Consider the following 22,377-nt stretch of genomic DNA (forward strand, 5'->3'; position numbering starts at 1 on the left):
ACACCGGGTCGCTGCAATGGATTTGTTCGAACCCCTCAGGATTTTGCGCCCGCGCATTGCGGTAGAGCGACAGTGAAGCCCATGGTTCCGGCTCTGGAGCAGGCAGAGCGGGCGAGCCATGCGTTTCGCGTGTTTGCATTGTGGCGCAGGCTCAGTCAGGGTGTTCTGAATGAGGGCGGACAAGCAGAACTATTAATATTCAGATAATTATAGACAAATGTCCTTTGTAAGGTATCGTGAGGCCGAAGTTTTCCTGTTGCGGTTGTGTGTTCGAACAGGCGGCTTGGTCGGGCAGCAAGTGGGCCAATTGGGCGCTTCTTCACCTTGTCTCCGGCTTTTGCCTCAAATGCCTGTCAGGCGCGGATTGAGAGGTGATTGATGGTCGATTGGCTGGTGCATATTCTTCAAAACTACCCTGAATTGGCGGTGTTCCTGTCCATCGGTATCGGCTTTCTCGTTGGTCCCTGGAAACTGATGGGGTTCAGTCTGGGCACGGTCACGGCAACGTTGTTGGCGGCAGTGGTGATCGGGCAGGCCCAGATTGAAATCGACTCGGCGGTCAAATCGACTTTCTTCATCTTGTTCATCTTTGCTGTGGGCTACGGTGTCGGACCTCAGTTCATCCGCGGCCTGAAAGCAGACGGCGCGCGCGAGGTGTTCTTTGCGCTCAGCGTGCTCGCACTTTGCCTTGTAATCCCGATCATCGCAGCCAAGGTCGCGGGTCTGGAACTTGGCTATGCCGCGGGGCTTTATGCCGGATCGCAGACGATTTCAGCGGCGATCGGTGTTGCCACCGACCAAATCGGCCAGCTGGGCCTGTCGGCGGAACAGGCCAAAACCTATGCGAACCAGATTCCGATTGCCTATGCGGTGACCTATATTTACGGCACAATCGGGTCGGCCATCATTCTGGCCAAGATCGGCCCGCGTCTGATTGGCGTCGATCTGGTCGCGGCCTGCAAGGAATATGAGGCTAAGCTGGGTGGCACGACGTCGGTTGAAACCGGTGATGGCATCGTCTCGGCATATCGCGCGATCGAGGCGCGGGCCTTTGAGATCCCAGAAGGTAGCGATTTGCTAGGGCAACCAGTCAAAGATCTGATGCCCGGTATCCGCATCTATGCCGAACGCCTGAGACGCGACGGGAAGATCATAGAGGTAGATGATAACACCGTATTGCAGGCCGGAGATGTTGTGATGTTCTCAGGCCGCCGCGCTGATCTCGTGAGTTTGCTTGAGACCAATCTTACAGAAGCTGACGCGCCTGATCTGCTGAGCATACCGTCGGAAAAACTGGATGTGCTGATCACCAGCAAAGAGGTTCATAACAAGACGCTTGAAGAGCTAAGCAAACTGTCGATCGCGCGGGGCATTTATGTCTCGAAACTGATGCGAAACATGCAGGATTTGCCGCTGCTACCCGGGACAGTCGTGCATCGTGGTGACATCGTCACAATTCAGGGCAGCAAGCGGCATGTCGAGGCCGCAGTTGCCCAGATTGGCTATGCCGACCGCCCGGTAGACACCACGGATCTGGCCTTTGTAGGCTGGGGGATTTTCATCGGCGGCATCATTGGAACATTGTCAGTCATGATGGGTGGTTTCCCGATCAGCCTTTCCACTACCGGAGGCGCGCTGCTGGCTGGGCTGGTGCTGGGTTGGCTGCGTACGGTGCACCCGACCTTTGGGCGCATCCCGGGGCCGGCACTGTGGTTGATGAACACGCTGGGCCTGAACGTCTTTATCGCGGTGATAGGGATCACCGCAGGGCCGGGATTTGTCGCGGGACTGCAACAGGCCGGTATTGCGCTGCTGCTATGGGGAATCGTCGCGACTTCGCTACCAATGATCTTTGCAGTTTACGTCGGGCATTACGTATTCAAGTTCCACCCGGCTATTCTGTTTGGTGCTTGCGCAGGCGCACGCACCACCACTGCCGCGTTGGGTATGATCCAGGAAGCCGCGCAAAGTCGCATCCCGGCGCTTGGCTACGGAATGCCGTATGCGATCGGAAATACACTATTGACCATCTTCGGGATGGTCGTTGTTTTGATCCTAAGCTGATTTGGAGAGGTTCACGTTATGGATAGAGTAGCGCTGCACGATTACGAAGCACTCAGCCCGTTTCAGATCAAGGATGAGCTGATCAAACTGGCCTCGGCCGAGGCGCGTAAGGCCAATAGTGCTTTCCTGAACGCGGGGCGCGGCAATCCTAACTGGGTTGCCACCCGTCCGCGTGAGGCGTTCTTTGCCCTTGGTCAATTTGCCATAACTGAATCCAAACGTGTGATGGATCACCCCGCTGGTTTAGGCGGAATGCCGGCGCAAAAAGGTTGCCATGGACGGCTGCAAAGCTGGGCGTCTGATCATTCCGAAACGCCGGGCGTCGATACGCTGCTTGAGCTCGTGGCGCATGCCATATCCGCATTTGATTTCGATGCGGACGAGTTTGTGCATGAACTGACGGATTCGATCATCGGTGATAACTATCCGGTGCCTGACCGCATCCTGAAACACAATGCCACCATTGCCCATGAATACCTGATGTGGTCCATGTGCCGAGGTCACCGGCCTGACGCTCAGTTCGATCTGTTCGCAGTCGAAGGCGGCACGGCGGCGATGTGCTACATCTTCAAGACGCTCAAAGCCAACCGATTGCTGAACCCGGGTGACACGATAGCTCTGTGCACTCCGATCTTCACGCCTTACTTGGAAATGCCGGAGTTGGAGGATTACAGCCTTGAATCCGTGCATGTGGAAACCGATGAAGAGGATGGTTTTCAACTGACCGACCAAGCTGTGGAAAAGTTGAAAGATCCCAAGGTAAAAGCGTTCTTCCTAGTCAATCCCGGCAATCCGTCTTCGGTCGCGCTCAGTACCGCATCACTGCGCAAACTGGCGGATTTGGTGGAGAATCACCGGCCTGATCTGATCGTGCTAACGGATGATGTTTACGGCACCTTTGTGCACGATTTTACCTCGGTCATGGGCCATCTGCCGCGCAACACAATCGGTGTGTATTCCTACTCGAAGTATTTTGGCTGCACCGGCTGGCGTCTCGGCGTGATTGCCGTGGCGCAAGACAGCATCTTCGATCTCAAGCTGGCGGATCATCCGGATGAGATCAAACAGGCCCTGGACAAGCGCTATGGCACGCTTAGCCTGACACCACGTGACATTCGCTTTATCGACCGGCTTGTGGCCGATAGCCGCGATGTGGCCCTGAACCACACAGCAGGCCTGTCGCTGCCGCAGCAGGTGATGATGACGCTGTTTTCACTCAGTGAATTGGTCGACAGCAAGAAAATCTATCAGACCGCCTGCATGGAGCTGGTTCATCGCCGTTTCAAACTGCTGACCGAAGCGATGGGCGTCGAGGTGCAGGCAGGTGAGCATTACGACGCCTATTACGGCATCATCGATTTCGAATATTGGTTGCGAAAATATGTCGGTGAAGATGTCGTGGCTTGGATCAAGCAGAATGTTCACCCATTGGATATTGCGTTCAAATTGGCGGAAGACTATGGGATCGTTCTGCTGAACGGCAGCGGATTTGATGCTCCGGGCTGGTCGGCTCGCGTGTCCTTTGCGAACCTGCCGGACGAGGCGTATTCGCAGATCGGGACAGCCGTTCGATCAGTGGCACGCGGCTATGTTCAAGCCTACCGTGCCGCGAACAATTTGCCGCTGCACGGATAGGTAAATCTCCCTACACCTGCGCCTGAACTGGTGATACCCATGGGCGCAGGGGAGGATGAATTTGGACATTTCCGAACAGCGCATCAAGGCGATGACCACGGCTGGCCTGAACCTGATCGGTCAGGCGCTGTCAATTTATGACAGCCAATTGCGTCTCGTTGTCAGCAACCTGCGGTTTCAGGAAATGTTCGACTTGCCAAACGAACTTGTCGAGCCTGGGGCTCTGTTTCGCGACACCATATATTTTCTTGCTAGCCGCGGGGAATACGGTTCGGTCGGCGATGTTGACGAGATGGTCGAGCTACGCGTTTCGCAGGCCCTCGCGTTCGAGCCGCATTATATGGAGCGGACCCGGCCCAATGGTCAGGTGATCTCGGTCGAAGGTGCACCTTTGCCCAATGGGGGTTGGGTGGCCGTCTATACCGACATAACTCGCACGAAGCGGGTAGAAGATTTGCTGCGTGCCCGTTCAGAAGAACTGTCTGGCCAACTTCTGAGCCATGCCGAAGAGCTTTCCGCAACCAACCGCAAACTGGCGGCAACCATCACCGCGCTGGAAGAAGCCAAGCGTCAGCTGACCGAGATCGAGGCCCGCACGCGGATGACGACCGAGATGATGCCGGCTCATATCGCGCATCTGGATGCCGATGGACGATACGATTACTCAAACCGCCGCCTCAGTTCGGTCATGCCCGGCCGTCCGTCTGACATTCTGGGCCTTCATATATCAAAGGCTTTGGGGTCATCTGCCTATGACCGGGTAAAGCCACATCTGGAACAGGCCTATGGAGGCCAACCTTCGGTTTTCGAGTTTACCGAAGATCAGGATTCACGCCGCATTCGGGTATCATTCACCCCGGATAAAGCGGGTGGTGTTTATGTCATGTCGGTGGATATCACCGAAGAAACTCAAGCCCGTGTCGCCCTTCAGCAAACGCGGCGCAGAGCCATGGCGGCGCAGATGACAAGCGGGCTTGCCCATGACTTTTCTAATTTGCTGACCATCATTCTGGGCATGCAGGCGCGATTAGAGAGGATGAATCTGCCCGAGGAAGCCGATCAGCTAGTCACGGCTACGCAACAAACTGCCCGACGCGGGGGGCAATTGCTGAATCGCATCGCAGACATGACCGGCAATCGCACGCCTCAACCTCAGGCGACGGATATGCGCGGTTTACTTGAGGATTTGCGGATCCTCGCCACCCCGTCCTTGCCGCGGGGCATGGGGTTGTCGGTGGTCAATACTCTACCCGACAAGGCGCTGATGCTCGATCCCGGCATGGTTCAGGATGCACTGCTGAACCTGGTTCTGAATGCGCGGGATGCTTGCGGCACATCGGGCCAGATCACGATCACTGCGCATGCAATCGGGACAATATGGGTTGAGATCACGGTGTCGGACACTGGCCCGGGGTTTACCGGGGAAGCATTAAAGAAGGCGTTAAACCCATTCTTTTCCACCAAAGGCAGCGATGGCTCGGGGTTGGGACTTCCAATGGTCTACGACACGGTAAAGCTGGCGGGCGGTGACCTTAATTTGCGCAACACGCCTTCTGGTGCTTCGGTCGTGATACGTTTGCCCTACCGTCCTGCCCCGTCCGCGCAAGCGGGTCTCGTATTGTTGGTTGAAGACAGCGATGAACTGCGCAGTCAGTTCCGGGACATGCTGGTCGATTTGGGGTGTTCGGTGATCGAGGCAAGCTCGGTCGATGAAGCTTTGACCTTGACGTCGGAAATCGGTGATATCGCGCTGGTTCTATCAGATATTAAGCTGGAGGGCGAAGGCACTGGGATCGACATTGTCGACCGCCTGAATGGTGCGTTGCCCTGTATACTGATGACGTCGCTGCCGCTAAATGACCCGCTGCATCATCAGGCATTGACCCGTGCACCTGTCCTAAGCAAACCATTCACATCGTCGCAATTGTCGGCGTTGATCCGAACCGAGGCCGCCTGAATGACACAACCTTTGGTGACCATTCTCGATGACGAACCTGAAATCCGCCGTATCCTAACGGAAGCGCTGGAAGATGCCGGGTTTCAAACTCAGAGCTTTTCACGTGCCCGTGAATTTGAAGCTTCGCTGAAAAGGGTCACTCCGGATCTGTGTTTGGTGGATTTATCATTGCCGGATACCGACGGTCTTGCACTTGTGCACAAACTGGCGCTTGAGCAAGGTGCTGCCGTCATCATCATTTCAGGCCGCGCTCAGGTACAGGACCGGGTAACGGGATTGGAGCTTGGCGCAGATGATTACATCACCAAACCATTTGATCCAGCCGAAGTAATTGCTCGGGTCCGCGCCCGGCTACGCTCTACTGGACCAGCAACGCCGAATTCAGACATAGCCGAATTCAATGGTTGGACCGCACAGTTTGATCGATATGTCTTGATCAATGCCGATGGCGTCGAGACACCTTTCAGCCACGCCGAAGGTGAGGTTCTGCGATTGTTTCTTGAAAGTCCCAAACGCCTGATCAGCCGCGCGCGCATGCAGGACATGTTGGGTGGCGGGGCAGGTGACAGCTTTGACCGCGCTATGGATGTTCGGATTTCCCGCTTGCGAACGAAGCTGGGCGAAGATCCCAAAAACCCGCGCCTTATTAAAACGATATATGGTGCGGGATATATCTTTCTTGGTGACGTGACCTGGTCTTAGTCGTCGGTCCCCCCCGACGCCTAAGATGTCTATCGGCTGGCGCTTTGCTATCTGCTGCCCATCTGTCGTTCTCTTCAATCGCGCAGCGCCTCGTCTTTTATCTTCAGAACAGGTTGGATCAGATAATCAAGAACTGACTTTTGGCCTGACAGAATATCGACTTGAGCGATCATTCCTGGGATGATTTCAACCGCTGTACCACCCGCATCCAACATCGTGTCTGAAGTCTGAATTTCGACGACGAAAACCTCTTCTTCACTTCGTTCCGAGCGAGTGATGGTGTCGGCACCGATTCGAACGATCTCACCATCCAGACTGCCGTACCGCGAAAAATCGTAGGCCGTGATCTTGATTTTGACCTTTTGCTCTGGGTGCAGGAAGGCGATGTCCTTGGGCCGGACATAGGCTTCCACCAACAATCTGTCGTCCAACGGAACAATCTCAATCAGTTCCTCACCGCTTCGGGCCATCCCGCCGATCGTCGTCCGGTGAACCCGGTTTACGACACCCCGTACGGGGGCCCGGATCAGCGCGCGAGACGCACGGTCACGCAAAGAGGGCAGGGCAGGTTGCAAGGCAGCAAGCTCTGCCGAAACCAAAGCCAGATCAGTTAGTGCGGCACTACGAAACCGACTGCGCGTCGCGCGGACCTTGTCATCCACTTCATCCAGCCCGGCCTTCAACCGGTTGATCATCGCCTCTGCTCTGACCTTGCGGCCTTTCCATTCCGCCTCGCTACGGCGCAGGGCCAAAAGGGTTGTTGCCGGTTCCATCTTCTGTTCGACCAACGGCACCATCATAGCGCGCTCATCGGCCAACACATTCAGGGTCTCGGTTGACGTGACCTGGTCAACCAATCCCTCTTCGTACTCGCGTTGCCGCTGTTCGCGCTGTCGAGAGAGAATTGCAATCTCAGCTTCAAGTTCTGCTTGCCGACCGTGGTACAGCGCAGTCTCCGACCGCACGACATCTGGCGCGCCAGTCAGAAGATCGTCGTCGAACTCAAGCTCAGCCCCATCGATTTCGGCACGTAGTCGTTGTGCGCGGGCCATCAAACCAAAGGCACGCTGTTGCTCTTGGCTCAACTCTCGTTCGATCTGAGTAGTATTCAGCTCCATCAGCAATGTACCAGCCTCAACCACCAGACCCTCGCGCACGTGAACGGACCGCAAAACACCGGGTTCGGTCGCTTCGATCACCTGAATATCGCCGGATGGCACGATACGCCCATCTGCCCTCACGACATCGTCGAGTTCAGTTAAATGAGCCCAGGCGACGGCGCTTATCAAACAACTGAGTATCAGGAGCAGCAGCAATGATCCCCGCAGCGGTGACCCTCCACGCATTTCACGGGCGAGGCTTTCCAGATCAGGATGCCGCGACATTCAGATGCCTCCCGGGTTTGCGAACTGCCTGCGTCAGGATGTTTTTGGGTCCATCCATCGCAATTTTGCCATCCTCAATCACTATGACCCGATCAACCAGTTCCAGCAGGCTGGTTCGGTGCGTCACAATGATCATCGTGGTATCTGGCGTGGTCTTTTTAAGACGGCGTATAATTTCGGATTCGGATTTGACGTCCATCGCACTCGTAGGCTCATCCAGCAGCAGGACAGGAGGATGCCCGATAAGCGCCCGGGCCAATGCAATCGCCTGCCTTTGACCACCTGACAATCCTTCTCCTCGTTCGGCTACAGGCTGATCATAGCCCCGTGGGTGCCGCGCGATAAAATCTTCGACACCTGCAATGCGCCCTGCACGGATCAGTTCATCATCACGCGGGCGCACCGACCCGCTGGCAATGTTTTCCCGGACGGTACCGGAAAACAGCCAGATGTCTTGCAAGACTGAACCAATATTTCGCCGCAAGTCGCCGGGATCAATCTGGCGAATGTCCAGCCCGTCCAACATCACCGAGCCCACGCGCGGTTGGTAGAGGCCCAACAGCAGTCGCGCAATCGTACTCTTGCCCGACCCGATCTGGCCCAGGACAGCGACTTTTTCACCGGGTTCGATTGTAAATGAAACACCTTTCATCGCGTCTTCCGATTGATCGGGATATGCGAAATGAACATTGTTAAACGTTATCCGCCCGGAAAACTCGGATCTGCTGATCCAAGATTTGCCTTCAGGCCGCTCATTGCTTGCCTGCATTAACGTGTCCAGATTGCGGTAGGCACTGCGTGCCTGATTGACACGTGTCAGGGTTTGCGCCAATTGTCCCAGCGGTGCCAGGGCACGGCCGGTCAGCATCACCGACGCAACAAGTGCCCCCATGCTCGTCAGGCCATCCGTGATCAGAAATACACCATAAAAGACGATAAGTACTTGCGCGGCCTGCTGAGTAAATCCAGTTAGGTTCAGGGCAAATTGAGTAACGGCCCTGCTGCGTGATCCGTAGTTTGACTGGCGTGCAATTGCACCTTCCCACCGCATTCGCATCTGCCGACTGGCGGCGGTTGTCTTGATGGTTTCCAAGCCTGATACAGCCTCAACCAGAACAGATTGCTTGGATTGTCCGTCTGCAAAACTTTGTTCAGCAAGACGCGACAGGATCGGTTGAACAGCCAGTCCGCTGAGAAGAACGACTGGTACAGCGAGTGCCGGAACAAACGCCAGCGGGCCGCCCACCATATAGATCGCGAATATGAATACCGCGATGAATGGCAAGTCTACGACAGCGACGAGTGTGGCAGAAGTAAAGAATTCACGCAAAGTTTCGAATTCGCGGATGGTACTGGCCATTGCACCCGTTGAGCCCGTTCGGGACGACATGCGAATATTCAGCACCTGGTCAAATACTCGCCGTCCCATGGACATGTCAGCATTCTGGCCGGCGCGATCTATGAACCCCGCGCGAAGGAGCTTCAGCGCGAAGTCAAAAAGAAGCGCCAACCCCACGCCAAGCGTCAAAGCAATCAGCGACTCGGTCGCCTCGTTGGGCAAGACCCGGTCGTAGACGATCATGATAAAGACTGAGGTCGTAAGCCCCAGAACGTTTGCCATCGCCGCAGCCAGCGCCACCTGAACATAAGACCAGCGGTTTGCGGAAAGGGACGACCAGAACCAATGACCCCGCTGATCCGCTTGATCTGCGTTAACCTCGTCGCGGTGCAAGGGTCGAAACAACAATGCATAGCCCGTGTAGACTTCGTCCACGCCGCTTTCGGGAACCTCTCCGATACCGTCATCCAAAGTGGGGTCGTAAAGCAATAGATCGCCATTGCGCGTGCGCCCGTGGTACACAACGGCGCGATCGCCTTCCAACAACAAGATCGCGGGTGCCAGCGGTGCATCAAATGCCGACAGCTTTCGCGCACCAAACCCGACCTGCAGGCCTGCTCGTTGTGCCGCGTACATCGCATCGCGCACGGTCAACTCACCTGTATCACCAGATTGGCAGGCGTTCAGTGCTGCAACTGTCAATGGCCGCTCAAGTGTCGCTGCGACATTCAACAAGCAAGCTTCCAATTCGGTCAGAGTTGCACGATCAACATTCATAGCGACTTATCCAGCGTGTCCATCGTGAACCCCGGAGAACCCAGAATGGTCTCGGTTAGGCTCGATGAGGCGTGATTGGCCAAAGCGAAGTTCTGCTCTGCCAGAATCAGCCGTTCCTGTAGCTGCATGTAGTTGCGTTTCGTACCCGACACTCGGGATTTCGCGGTCAATACACCCATTCTAGATTCATGACCGTTTGATACCCGCAAGTAAGACGGCACTTCACTACTAATGGAGTTCGTCTGAACGGGCCGTGCTATCAACCCCAATAAAGCCTGAGCCAAAAATGCACCGCCAGCGGCATTCTGGTAAGCTTGGATTGTCCTTGTTTTGGACCCACTTCGTGCCACAATCGAACTGCTCTGAACAGCCTTTCGCACTTGTTGGTCAAAAGCGTTCTTTGACAGTTTTTTAGATCGTGCTGTTGCGCTTGCTCCGGTCGTTCCTCGCGTTAAAGATGTCTCGACATCGGCTAGGTTGGGCGTTGAGGTGCAGGCTGAAACTGACAGCAACTCCGCTGTTATGCCAAGGATTCCAAGCCCGAACTTAACCCATTGCATGGATCGCGCCCTCCTTGCATTGCCCGTGCCGAACCTCTTCAGCAAGTGCAGTCATGAATCCGCCAAAGGTGTCGTTTTGTTCTGAACTCCTCGTGCCTGATTGGCTCTGCGCACTGGACAGCCACGTGCAATGCGACAGGGATACTTGATGAGCGTGAATCAGCCGTAGCGCGCCGCTGGAAAGCAGGGCCAATTTGTTAGACTCGGGCAATCGTTCCAGCAGAATTGGATCAACGCCCCAGTAACCCTCGGTCAAAGTGATGCCATTCTGTTCGTCCAGTGGTACAAGCAGACCCATTTCAGCGATCAAAGAGCAGACTTGGTCCGTTTTGTTTGCCGAGGCCAGGCGATTTTGCAGAAAGCGGCGCACACGGCAGAGATCCTGCGTCAAAAGTCCGTCCACTGTAAAAAATGGTTGGTCCTTAGGGTCATGTGTTACCAACCCTGAATCCTCGTCGACAAACAGACGTGACCGAGAGTCGCCCTTTTTTAAAGCTTCTGCCTGGAATGGAAAGCAACGCAACGCTGAGGGCACATAAGGCGCAAGCCAGCGACCGTTTTGGTCGACGAAGGGCGGTGCCATTTCCGGGATGACTGAGAATAGTGCGACGGGAGAAAAACCTGTTTGGTTTGACAGGAACACAATCGGAAAAGATGTGGCAATTTGCGGAACTTCTGAGATGACGATGGGACAGGCGTCCATCTCTGCAACAAATTGGTATGATGTGAACCGGCGCCAGAATCGATTCCTGTGCCGTACAAGGCTGACTGGGAAAAGGCCGTTCTCTGCCATGTGATCCTCTTGTTCTGAAGAGGCGAGGCTACATTTGTGCATCGCCCCAAGCTACGAGCGCCGTTTAGGCTGAAGCGCCAGTTGGGTCAGTGATCAGGATGTTGTCGTCGGACAAACTGCTCAGATCGGAAAGGCCATCGAACTGTGCAAGCGCTTCGACCGACGCCGAATCTGGGCCAGAGTAGTCAACCTTGACCAGAATGCTGTCAGTGCCGTCCGTTGCCAGCAGATACATCTCATCACCTGATTGAGCACCATTCAGGTTTTCGGCTGCGCTAGTGATTGTATCCAGATCAAGGTCCGAAAGCGTGGTCTCCAGCCCGACGAACCCGGTGTTGGCACCAATTGTGCCGCCGGCCACCAAGGTCTCCACACCGGTCCCGTCGCCGCGAAGCGATGTGGTATTCAACCCCTGGAACATCAAGGCGTCAGAAACGCTGGCTGCTGGGCCCAGTGTGAAACCATTGATCGTATCAATGCCATTTGAAGATGGGTCAGCTTCGAAAACGATGACGTCTCGACCCGCCCCGGACACATCTATGGTGTCGTCGCCCTGGTTGCCGCGGATGACATCATCAACATCCGAGCCCGTAATGGTATCATTCCCACTGGTGCCGAGATGGAGCTGTGATGGCCCTCCGTCTGGAGTGGTCAACGTCAAAACGATGGGTTGGCTCGCGTCCTGAACTGTCATGGCAAATGTCACCACAGGCTGCGATAAGTCCCCATAGCTCGTGGCCGCGCCCGCGAAACTGATTGCGGAACCTCCATTCGGGTTAGCCAGAAAGAGATTGAAGTCAGGGTTTTCTGTCTCGGAGCCGCTATCGTAGATCGCCACCGAAGGATCGAACCCCAGCTCGGCGGTAAAGGCCAGACCGCTTGAGATATCGCGATCGGAATCTGCGTAGACCTCGAACGTCACTGTCGTTCCACTGCGATCGGCTTCAACGATGGTGTAGGCCGCCGGAACATGAGCAATCGCGTGTTCGGACACCGGATCAGGATCGGGGCCGCCTGCGACTGTCGCCTGTGCCGCGAAATCGAGGGCGTCTCCCGCTTCAATCGAGGCAAAGCTTGCGGCAGGCGCGGACAGGGTCCAGCTCCCATCGGCCGCAACCGTCGCCGAACCAAGCGAGACCGAGTTAAGTGTAACATCGACCGCTTGTCCGGCTGACAGGCCTGCGGAACTGCCTGATACGGTCATTCCAGTGTTTTGTGCATCGCTCAGCGACACGGCACTATTGGCACCAAGATCATCGATGTAGAGGATAGGTTTGAAATCCGTGGCCAACATGATTGTCGCATCGTTTGCCGGGTTTCCTGCGGTGTCTTGAACCGATGCCGTGATCGCAAAATTGCCTCCATCGGCCAAACTGGCCAAATCCGCCGAAGGAATGCTTGTGCTCCACAAGCCACCGGAAACCACCGCACTGTAGGTCTGGTTATTAAGGCTAATCGTTACAATCTGCCCGTCCTCGGCATTTGTTGTCCCCGACACATTGAGGTCTGTTCCCTGTTCAACGATATCCAGAACCGATCCAACCGAAAGCGGGTTCAATGCAATTGTTGGTGCGCTGAGGTCGGTGCTGAAACTGGTAGTCGCAGCATTCGTGTTGCCAGCCGCATCCGTGATTGAGGCGTTCACGTCATACGTTTGCCCGTCCTGCAGGCTGCTCAAATCGGCAGCAGCCGCTGTGAATGTCCAGATGCCACCATTTACAGTGGCGGTTCCGCCGGTCAGAATCGCACCTCCGGATTGGATGATCTGTACCGAAACTTGCGTACCATTGGCCGCATCAGAAGTTCCCGAGATCACCAGATCCGTTGCTTGTTCGGTCAGGTTGACTACCGCTCCACCTGACAGTGATGATATGGCGAGCGACGGGGCGGTGAAGTCCGTGTCAAAGCTGTTGGTCGCCTGTATCGCCAGATTGCCGGCGGCATCCGAGACATCCGCTGTCACGCTGATCGTGGCCCCATCGGGTAGCGCCGCCAAATCCGCCGAGGGGACACTCACCGACCAACCCCCGGTTGAGGCCTGTCCAGTGTAGGATTGGCCGTTCAGATTTACGGTGATTGTCTGACCATCTTCGGCGGATGTAGTGCCCGCAATGGTCAAGTTCGTACTACGTTCCGCAGCATTCAAAACCGCTCCGTCCGAAAAACTGTCGATACTCAGAGTTGGGGCGGTGACATCTTTGGATAAGTTGACGCTGGCTTGCGGGGCGACAAGGCCGTCGGCGTCCGTCACGTCGCCTGTGATATTGAAGTCTCCGCCATCGGCAAGCGCAATGAGATCGGCGCTGGGGATTGTCACACTCCAACTGCCGCCCGAGACCGAGTCGGTATAAGTCTGCCCATCAAGGGTTACTGTTACCTGCTGCCCGTCGGTTACGTTCCCTGTTGTCCCGCTTACGACCAGGTCAGATCCGGTTTCGACCGCATTCAGGATAGCCCCGACCGACAAGGGAGTGATTGCAATTGATGGGCCCGTAAGATCGACCGGAACGGATACTGATATCGGTGTTGCCGGATTGCCTGCAGTGTCGCTGACGGCAACTGAAACGGATGCGGGCACAGCGGTAGTCAAACCAGACAAATCGGCATTCGGGATCGTCACTGACCAACTGCCGCCCGATACAGAACCCGTGTAATCCTGACCGTCGAAAGATACATTGACCATCTGGCCGTTTTCAGCTGTGGTCGTGCCCGACAAGACAAGATCCCCAACGACATCGGCCAGATCTATTGAACCGCCACCCACTGGGTTTAATGTCAGATCAGGCGCGGTCAGATCAGTGTCAAAACTTCCATTGGCCTGAGCTGCTGGGTTCCCAGCGCGATCCGATACATCAGCCGTCACCGTGACGCTTGACCCGTCTGGCAGCGTGGTAAGATCTGAAGCGGGCACCGAAACGCTCCAGCCGCCGCCCGAAACGGTGCCACTATAGGATTGCCCACCAATCGCTACCGTTACGGTCTGCCCATTCTCGGCATCCGTTGTGCCAGAGATTTCGAGATTTGTACCTTGTTCTGCAGCATTCATTACCGCACCCGCCGAGAATGTATCGATGGTCAGGACCGGCGGAATGGTATCAACGTCGAACCTTGCGGTTTCAGCCGATAGCTCCATCCCGCTACCATCCAGATGGCGCACGGAAACATCCGAGATCCCCTGAGGCAGGGCCGCTGCCTCGGCCTGCGTCAGTGAAACGCTCCAGCTTCCGTCGCCTGCAGGAGTGACTGATTTTGTCACCGATCCGATGGTAACTTCGACAGTCGTTGTTCCATCCGGCGCTGTTGTTTGGCTGCTGAGATTGCTCAATGCGTTTGATTGCAGCTCAGCCAGGTTCAGGCTGGGCGGTCGAGGAGGTGAGGGGGTAACGGTGGGTTCGGCATCAGTTTCATCGTCGCTGTCTCCACCGCCGCCGCCTCCGCCACCGGCAGCTGCAGCACCGGCTATTCCCAGCCCGCCCAAGGCCAGCCCGGCACCGCTTACGCCACCTGCGGTCGCTGCGGTCGCACCTGCGGCCTCTGCGGCTAGACCTAATTGTGCAATTTCGCCGACGACTTCATCTGCGACCATTATGGTGCCGTTTTCCAGAATCTGTACGTTCTCGGCAGAGACAACAATCGTCCGCCCATCTGTCAGTTTCAGCTGCACGTCGCCATTCGAAAGCAGCTTTGCCACCCGAACGCCCGGAATTGACTCAGCAAACTGATGAGACGCAAGCTGTTCATCGGTGGCCTGCGCAAGAGCTGGTAATGCGAATAGTGTCGAGCCAAGGCCGCCAGCAACCCCGCGTCCTACCCATCGCTGAAGCTTTTTTTCGAACCATTTGCGGATATGGCGCGTACGTTGCGCATCGGGCCCGGCGTCCGTGGTCGATTTATTGGTCGAAACGGTATCTTTGGTCATTTTGCCCTCTCATTAGATGGACGCTGGTCGTTGCGTGATATGCTGTTTTCGGCCGATCTGGTCTGTGGTTTGATCTTCTGAGCCATTCGACCGCTGCGAAAAATTTGAGTTAATCTGGAACTGAAGTCCTTGTTTTCACCACATTTCTGTTCTGGTTCAGAACCGAACATCGCTTCATCCTGAATGTGTTGCCAGGGGTGGCAGGGGGTAACGGGCGATGATGCTTCAGTTCGAAAGAGTGGTGGCAACGGGGACCGCAGCGCTCGATTCAGGTATCGGCGATACGGCTTTAAAAACGTTTAACGGGGAAACGTATCTTTACAGCACGAGCGGATCCGGGGGAGGGCTCGTGTCTTGGCGCCTTGTGGAGGGGGCTGGCCCACAAGAACAGGACCAACAATATTTCGATGCCTCGATTGCCTATCAGGTCGGGCACAGCGGAACCCCGATTCATCTGGCGGGCAATGATCAACTGGTCCTCGACGTCGATACTGCCACAGGGCTTGTGGGTTATGAACTAAACGCGGATGGCACTATCGGTGCCTTGCAAGAAACCAATGCCTTGTCGGGCGGCGGGGATATTGCTGCAGCGGTCCAGGTAACGATTGGGGCTGGCGACTTGCTTGCGCTTGCGCATGAGGACACAGGCCAGATCGGCACCTATAGTATCAATGGTGATGGATCGCTGAGCCCGGCGCATAGCATCAACGCGTCTGCCAGTACGCTTCAGACCCTGCAATCGGGTTCGAATCATTTCATTGTCGGCGCAGATGCAACCAGTGGAACAATCTCGTCATATTCGATCGATCAAGGCAGTGGCGTGCTCTCTGAGGTTGCCGGTAATGACGATATCCAAACGCTGGGCATCAGTTCTCCTACGGCGGTTGAGACAATTCAAGCCTATGGAAAGTCATGGATTGTTGTGGCCGGATCGCAGAGCAATTCGCTAAGCGTTATGGAATTGGACGCCAGCGGGCAGTTAAAGCCGACGGATCATATTCTGGATACCCTGCATACCCGGTTTGGGGCCGTACAGGATCTTTCAATTCTTGAAGTTAATGGTCGGGTTTTCGTGGTGGCTGGGGGCGGGGATGATGGGATCACGCTGTTTACAATGACGCCGGACGGGCAGCTCATCCATATGGATAGTTTTGCTGATACCCTGGACAGTGGATTGCAAAATGTCCAAACGATCAGCGTTGCGCATATGGGGGATGAGCTGCAGATATTTGTATCATCTCAACAGGATGCAGGGCTCACTCAGCTGAGCGTATCGATTGCCGACCTTGGAATTGTTGCCGAAGGGTTCGGAACAGTAACCGGAACCGCGCAGGACGACATGCTAAAAGGCGGTGTACTGGACACTATTCTGGACGGCGGAGCAGGGGACGATATGCTGATTACGGGCACCAGTTCCACGACCATGACGGGTGGTGCTGGCGCGGACATCTTTGTGATCCGTCAAACAAGTGGCCCGACTGTGATCACGGACTTTCAGGCCGGCACCGACCGTTTGGATCTGACTGATTATCCTTTTCTGCGCACCCCAGCGCAGTTGGATTTCACTTCCACCGCTCGAGGCGCCCAAATCGCTTATCGCGACGAAACGATAGAACTTGTTTCAGCTAATGGCACGTCCCTGACAAATGAGCAGGTATTCGGCGCAGGGTTTGGTGGTCCCGATCATATTCCTGTCAATCTGGGTAGCGGGCCGGATAACAACTCATCAGACGGGGTAGCTGGTGGGTTCACGCTGAATTCGACGACTCCAAACGCAGCGTTGGGAAATGCTGAAATCCGGTTCACCCCAGACGGAGGGTCTGCAGTTGTTGCGCAGGCAAATGCACAAGGTGAATTTGATCTGGATCTACCAGACGGCGCGTTTTCCGGCCAATTGGACATCATCAAATCTCATTTAACGGCAAGCAGCGAGATAACAGCGCTGGATGCATTGCAGGTTTTGCGCATGTCGGTTGGACTTGATCCGACATGGGGTCCGGCAACGGCCGAAAATTACATTGCGGCCGATATCACCCGGGACGGATCGGTAAACGCGTTGGATGCACTGGCAATTCTTCAGGTTGCGGTCGGCCAGCCTTCTGCGCACAACGCTGAGTGGGTTTTTCTGGATGCAAATGCGGATCTATCCGGAATTTCACGCAGCAACGTCACCTACGAAACCGGAGCAGAGGTCACAATTGTTGATAGTGATCTGTCGGTCGACATGACCTCAATACTGCTTGGCAATATCGAGGCAGTTTGAATGCGATTGCGTGATCGGTGCTATTCTCGAAACGCGCGGTAGAAGTAATCTGCCAATGGTTTGACCAGGTAGGAAAGCGGAGTGCGTTCATCAGTTTTGATCATGGCTTCGACAGGCATACCCGGCAACAGTTCCTGACCATTCAAACGGTCCAGTTGTCCTTCGTCAGGCACAACTTCAGCACGGTAGAAGGTAAAGCCGCTCGTCTCATCTGTGAATGAATCTGCTGAGACATTGATCACACGGCCATTCAGCTCGGGCGTGTCGCGTTGATTGAATGCGGGAAAGCGCAGGGCGACTTCCTGTCCGCGATGTAACTGATCCACATGCAACGCATCCACCCGTGCTGCGACCAACAAGGGCGTATCCTGCGGCACTACATACATCATCGGCTCACCCGGCTGGATCACAGACTGGATGGCAAAAACCTGACTGTCATAAACTGTGCCAGCGACGGGTGCACGGATGTCTAGACGCGACAAACGCTCGGAAAGAGAAAGACGACGTTCCGCCAGTTCTACAACGCGAGACTGCACATCCCGAAGCTCGGTGATGGCTTCTTCGCGCCGCGTGGCCTGCAATTCAACAATTTGAATCTCGGTCGTGGCGATCTGGCCTGTCAGTCGCGCAACTGTGGATTCGAGGCTGCCGATTTGCCCTGTTAGATTTGCCTCTTCCCGCTGCAATGCAGAAACGCGGCTGGCCTGTGTCAGGCCGCGATCAAGCAAACCTTGCTGATCTTCGAGCTCCGTTCTGATCAATTCGACCTGAGTATTCAGTGACGCCAATTGCGCCTGCGTCCCCTCAATCTCGTTCTGGATCTGTATTTTCTGTTTCCCAAGCTGGTCGATCTGCTGGGTCAGCGTTTCCAACCTGGCGTTGAACAGACGTTGTTGGCCTTCCAACAGATCGTCGTCGATCGATTCGCGGGCTTTGAGCTCTTGCAGATTTTGCTTTAACGTATCTGCGTTCGCACCATCCCGTTCAGCCTCTAGCCGGGTCTTTCGGGCAAGTAACTCAAATAGCTGAGATTCCACGATCGTTTGCTCCGAGGCCAAAAACGTATCGTCAAGCCGCAGCATCATGTCCCCACGCGCCACTGCGTCACCGTCACGTACGAATATCTCGCCTACAACGCCACCATCGGGGTGTTCGATGACCTGACGATTGCTCTGAACTTCGATCACACCTTGCGAGATAATAGCACCGGCCAGCTCAGTGCGGACGCTCCATAATCCCAGTCCCAGGATCAAAACTGCCAGAGCCAAAAGGCCGACAAAAGCGGGCGCTTTAATACTCCAAACGGGACGTGAACTCTTGTCTGCCATTATTCACCCACCTTGTTCAGGTGCCTTTTGATAACGTTGGCGTTTTGGACCATCGTGTTCAAAACTTCATCGCGCCCACCGGATTTGACGATCTGGCCTTTCTCGACAACGACAAGATCGTCGCATTCCGAGATCGCTTGAGGCCGGTGCGTCATGATAATCGTGGATTTGCCCGCGCTCTTGAGCTCGCGGACCGCGTTGTTCAGGGCGAGGGTTCCGTCTGCATCCAGGGCCGAGTTTGGCTCATCCAGAATCAACAATACCGGATTACCATAGAGAGCGCGCGCCAATGCAATCCGCTGTTTCTGCCCACCGGAAAGCTGGCTGTCATTGCCCTCAAGGAAGGTATCGTATCCTTTCTCAAGCCCCAGAATCAGCTCATGCGCATTGGCTGTTTTCGCTGCGGCAACTACAGCTTCGGGATCAGGGGTTTGTGACATTCGGGCGATGTTTTCAGCAACCGTTCCGTTAAAGAGGGTCACTTGCTGGGGCAAATAGCCAATATGTTGCCCAAGATCATCAGGGTCGTATTGATCAAGTGTAGCGCCGGCCAAACGGATTTCCCCTGCCGCCGGTTGCCAAAGGCCCAACAACGCTTTGGCTAGGGTCGTTTTGCCAGACCCACTTTTACCAATCACACCCAGAGCTGTGCCGGGGCGCAACTCAAGTGCCGCGTTCCGTAGTGTCGGTGTCTTCGCGCCCGGAGGGATCACCGTCAGGCCCTTTGCGACAAGATGTGCTTTGGGAACAGGCAGTTTGGTGCGCGACGCCTCGGGGGGCGTTGAATCAAGAAATGTGTTCAGGTTAATCCATGCCGTGCGCGCGCGTTCGATCATCGACCATTGACCCACCGCCATTTCGACCGGAGCCAAAGCGCGACCTAGAAGGATCGTGCCAGCAATCATAGCGCCGGGCGTCATTTCGTTGCGCAGAACCAGCAACGCGCCAAGCGCCAGCATGGCGGATTGCAAAAACAGCCGCAGAGACTTAGTCAACGAAGTAAAGCTGCCGGTCCAGTCGCTTGCGGATATGGATTGAGAAAGCGCCTCGGTGCGTTGGTTCAACCAGCGTTTTGAGACATCTTCCTGCATGCCCTGAGATCTGACGACCTCGGCAGCTTGTCTGGCGTGTTCAGAAAATGCATTTGCTTTGGCAGAGGCGATTTGAGCATCTGCCACTTTGCGATGGGTCAACGCTTGGTTCAGTAGGGCGATAACAACCAGAAGCGTTCCGCCTGCGACGGCCAACCAGCCTAGCAACGGGTGGAACAGGAAAATTGCAGCCACAAAGATTGGAGTCCAAGGGATGTCCATTACCGCCAACAAAACGGGCGAGGCACATAATGCACGGATCGATTCCAGATCTCGCAATGCAGTCGCAGGCGCTGATCGAACCTGTGGGAACAATGCGCGTCGCATGGTCCCTTCAAACACGCGTTCATCGAGTGCCGATTGAAATCGCGCTCCGAACCGAGCCACAATTCGGCCGCGCGCATAGTCCAACATCGCCATCAGCGCATAAAGCAGCGCGACAAGCAGAAATAGCGCTGATAAAGTCTCGACCGAGCGTGACCCAAGGACCCGATCATACACTTGTAGCATGAACAGCGGTCCGGTCAGCATAAGCAGATTGACAAAAACGCTGAAAATGAAGGCAAGCGCCAGGAAACTGTTCCCCTGATTACGCACCTTTCGCAGCTCATGGCGCTGAGGCGGGGTGTTGCGGTTTTTCAAGCTCACGCGTTTTGGCCCTTGATTGCTCACAATTGGAACTCGTCAACAGCCAATCTTCCTGTACCCGAAGGCGGCCTGACATTTCCCGCAACTATATCTGCCTACCTGCACCGGAACAACGCGCGTTTCATGCGCCGCCAGTTGTTTAGGCGGTGTTCGTACCTATGAATTGATTGGAATGGCAGGAAAGTGCCGACATTTTTTCCTTGCGGGTCCAATTCTCAGCGCATTCATCCAGCGCTTAGGACACCGTCAAACCATTCAGAGTTTTGGTCCCGCGTAAGCGGTCATACGAGCGACAGCCGTTCCTAAGTACCATCCGCCAGATGTTCCGGCCCAGCTACGCAGAGCCGGTCGCAGTTTCATTTAAGCACGAACAATATTTTGCTCAGAGGTACGGTATTTACCGCGGGTGTCGATGAGGAGCTTCGCGTGTTTTTTGATCAACTCATAATCAAAGGCATCGTGATTAGTCGCCAGAATAACTGCATCCTGCTCCGACAGAACCTCAGGGGTAAGGGTCTCAGATGACAATTCGAAGAAGTGTTCCCGCATCGTGGGAAACTCGGGCACATGGGGGTCCGAGTAGCTGAGGTCTCCGCCATTGTCTCGGATCAGCTCCATCAAGCTGACAGAAGGGCTCTCACGCATGTCGTCGACATTTTTTTTGTACGCGATGCCCAAAACCATAATTTTACTGCCACGAATCGCTTTGCTGCGATCATTCAGCGCATTGGCGAGTTTGCCAAACACATATTCCGGCATCGCCGTGTTCACTTCACCGGCCAATTCGATGAAGCGTGTGTTGATGCCGTATTCACGTGCTTTCCAGGTCAGGTAAAATGGATCGATAGGGATGCAGTGCCCTCCAAGTCCCGGACCCGGATAGTAAGGCGTGAACCCGAAGGGTTTGGTCGCGGCCGCGTCGATAACCTCAAAAATATCGATCCCCATGCGGTCAGCAACGATTTTCATCTCGTTCACAAGGCCAATGTTTACCGCCCGGTGGATATTTTCCAGAAGCTTTGTCATCTCGGCAGTTTCAGTCGAGCTTACTGGTACAAGTTTATCAATTGCGTGTTCATAAAGCGCGATACCCGCTTTCAGGCAGGCGCCTGTATGCCCGCCGACAACCTTTGGGATGGTATTGGTGGTAAAATCCGGGTTGGCTGGGTCTTCCCGTTCAGGTGAGTAGACCGCAAAAATATCCTCGCCGACCTTGAGGCCGTTCTTCTCAAGCCGAGGCAAAACTTCTTCTTTGGTTGTGCCTGGATAAGTTGTGCTTTCCAGCGCAATAACCTGACCCGGACGCAAATGATCTGCTATCTGATCGCACGTGTCGGTGACAAAGCTCAGATCAGGCTCGCGATATTTGTTGAGTGGCGTTGGCACGCAAAGCATAATGCCATCCGCCTCAGCGATACGCGAAAAATCCGTGGTAGCCTCGAACCTATTTTCCCGTGCCGCTGTGATGCGGGCATCGTCGATATGCTCAATCGAACTGTGACCGGAGTTTAAGTCCTGCACCTTTGTGGCATCCAGGTCGAAGCCAATGACCCGGTATCCAATTTCGGTATATCTGAGGGCCAGGGGCTGTCCGACATATCCCAGTCCAACAATCCCGATCACAGCCTGCTTCGCATTAAGTTTGTGTAGCAGGTTGTCCAGTGATGTCTGTGTCATGACAAAATCGCTCATTATCTAAGTCTGCGCAGGAAAGTCAGAGGGGGCCCGAATACGAAGTCGCGTCTCTACTAGTTGCTTTGGTGGAAAAGGCAATGGGTATTTGCTTTGCAAACAGTTTTGGCCATTGTAACTTCGTCAAGTTCGGAAGCCATTGACTTGCAGCTTTCACTTTTTTCCCGATTGGAAAATTGAACTGAAATCATGATTGAGTTCATCGGCTGGCTGACGCGCAGATA

General features: G+C 55.1%; 13 protein-coding genes. 5 read left to right on the plus strand and 8 right to left on the minus strand.

Going from position 1 to position 22,377, the window contains the following annotated elements; translation table 11 throughout:
* Positions 1-378 precede the first annotated feature (378 nt).
* Genes aspT through ACRZ9U_RS11245 form a run of 4 tightly spaced genes read left to right on the plus strand, consistent with a single transcriptional unit; the run spans position 379 to position 6,358 of the window.
* Positions 379-2,064 (plus strand): aspartate-alanine antiporter, encoded by a 1,686-nt coding sequence (gene aspT, locus ACRZ9U_RS11230; protein WP_170407834.1) that lies wholly within the window; start codon positions 379-381, stop codon positions 2,062-2,064.
* 18 nt (positions 2,065-2,082) lie between these two features.
* A complete protein-coding gene (locus ACRZ9U_RS11235) occupies positions 2,083-3,699 on the plus strand; it encodes a bifunctional aspartate transaminase/aspartate 4-decarboxylase (protein WP_170407836.1) in 1,617 nt (538 codons plus the stop codon).
* Between the two features lie 55 nt (positions 3,700-3,754).
* Positions 3,755-5,656, plus strand: coding sequence for a PAS-domain containing protein (locus ACRZ9U_RS11240; protein ID WP_480887540.1), 1,902 nt, complete (start codon positions 3,755-3,757; stop codon positions 5,654-5,656).
* Positions 5,657-6,358: a response regulator transcription factor gene (locus ACRZ9U_RS11245; protein WP_170394537.1), complete on the plus strand. Its 702-nt coding sequence runs from the start codon at positions 5,657-5,659 to the stop codon at positions 6,356-6,358. It abuts the gene before it with no gap.
* 74 nt (positions 6,359-6,432) lie between these two features.
* Here the strand turns inward: ACRZ9U_RS11245 and ACRZ9U_RS11250 are convergent, their stop codons facing one another.
* From ACRZ9U_RS11250 to ACRZ9U_RS11270, 5 genes are all read right to left on the minus strand, one after another.
* Positions 6,433-7,743: an HlyD family type I secretion periplasmic adaptor subunit gene (locus ACRZ9U_RS11250; protein ID WP_170407840.1), complete on the minus strand. Its 1,311-nt coding sequence runs from the start codon at positions 7,741-7,743 to the stop codon at positions 6,433-6,435.
* Positions 7,727-9,859 (minus strand): type I secretion system permease/ATPase, encoded by a 2,133-nt coding sequence (locus tag ACRZ9U_RS11255; protein ID WP_170407842.1) that lies wholly within the window; start codon positions 9,857-9,859, stop codon positions 7,727-7,729. Before ACRZ9U_RS11255 ends, ACRZ9U_RS11250 begins: the two co-directional genes overlap by 17 nt.
* Positions 9,856-10,038 (minus strand): hypothetical protein, encoded by a 183-nt coding sequence (locus ACRZ9U_RS11260; RefSeq protein ID WP_170509688.1) that lies wholly within the window; start codon positions 10,036-10,038, stop codon positions 9,856-9,858. The genes ACRZ9U_RS11255 and ACRZ9U_RS11260 overlap by 4 nt, the downstream gene beginning before the upstream one ends.
* Before the next feature lie 367 nt (positions 10,039-10,405).
* A complete protein-coding gene (locus ACRZ9U_RS11265; protein ID WP_170407845.1) occupies positions 10,406-11,212 on the minus strand; it encodes a SapC family protein in 807 nt (268 codons plus the stop codon).
* A 64-nt stretch (positions 11,213-11,276) separates the two neighbouring features.
* Positions 11,277-15,131, minus strand: a complete 3,855-nt coding sequence (locus ACRZ9U_RS11270) for an Ig-like domain-containing protein (protein WP_170407847.1) — start codon at positions 15,129-15,131, stop codon at positions 11,277-11,279.
* A gap of 349 nt (positions 15,132-15,480) precedes the next feature.
* Between ACRZ9U_RS11270 and ACRZ9U_RS11275 the strand changes: the two genes are divergently transcribed.
* A complete protein-coding gene (locus ACRZ9U_RS11275) occupies positions 15,481-17,394 on the plus strand; it encodes a dockerin type I domain-containing protein (RefSeq protein ID WP_480887534.1) in 1,914 nt (637 codons plus the stop codon).
* A gap of 20 nt (positions 17,395-17,414) precedes the next feature.
* Here ACRZ9U_RS11275 and ACRZ9U_RS11280 read toward each other — a convergent pair whose 3' ends face one another.
* The 3 genes from ACRZ9U_RS11280 to ACRZ9U_RS11290 form a co-directional block, all read right to left on the minus strand.
* Complete coding sequence (locus ACRZ9U_RS11280; RefSeq protein WP_170394559.1) at positions 17,415-18,722, minus strand: HlyD family type I secretion periplasmic adaptor subunit; 1,308 nt, start codon at positions 18,720-18,722, stop codon at positions 17,415-17,417.
* Positions 18,722-20,461, minus strand: a complete 1,740-nt coding sequence (locus ACRZ9U_RS11285; RefSeq protein WP_170394562.1) for a type I secretion system permease/ATPase — start codon at positions 20,459-20,461, stop codon at positions 18,722-18,724. The genes ACRZ9U_RS11280 and ACRZ9U_RS11285 overlap by 1 nt, the downstream gene beginning before the upstream one ends.
* 360 nt (positions 20,462-20,821) lie before the next feature.
* A complete protein-coding gene (locus ACRZ9U_RS11290) occupies positions 20,822-22,153 on the minus strand; it encodes a nucleotide sugar dehydrogenase (RefSeq protein WP_480760921.1) in 1,332 nt (443 codons plus the stop codon).
* Positions 22,154-22,377 lie beyond the last annotated feature (224 nt).

It is taken from the genome of Ruegeria sp. D7 (genome assembly GCF_056534355.1).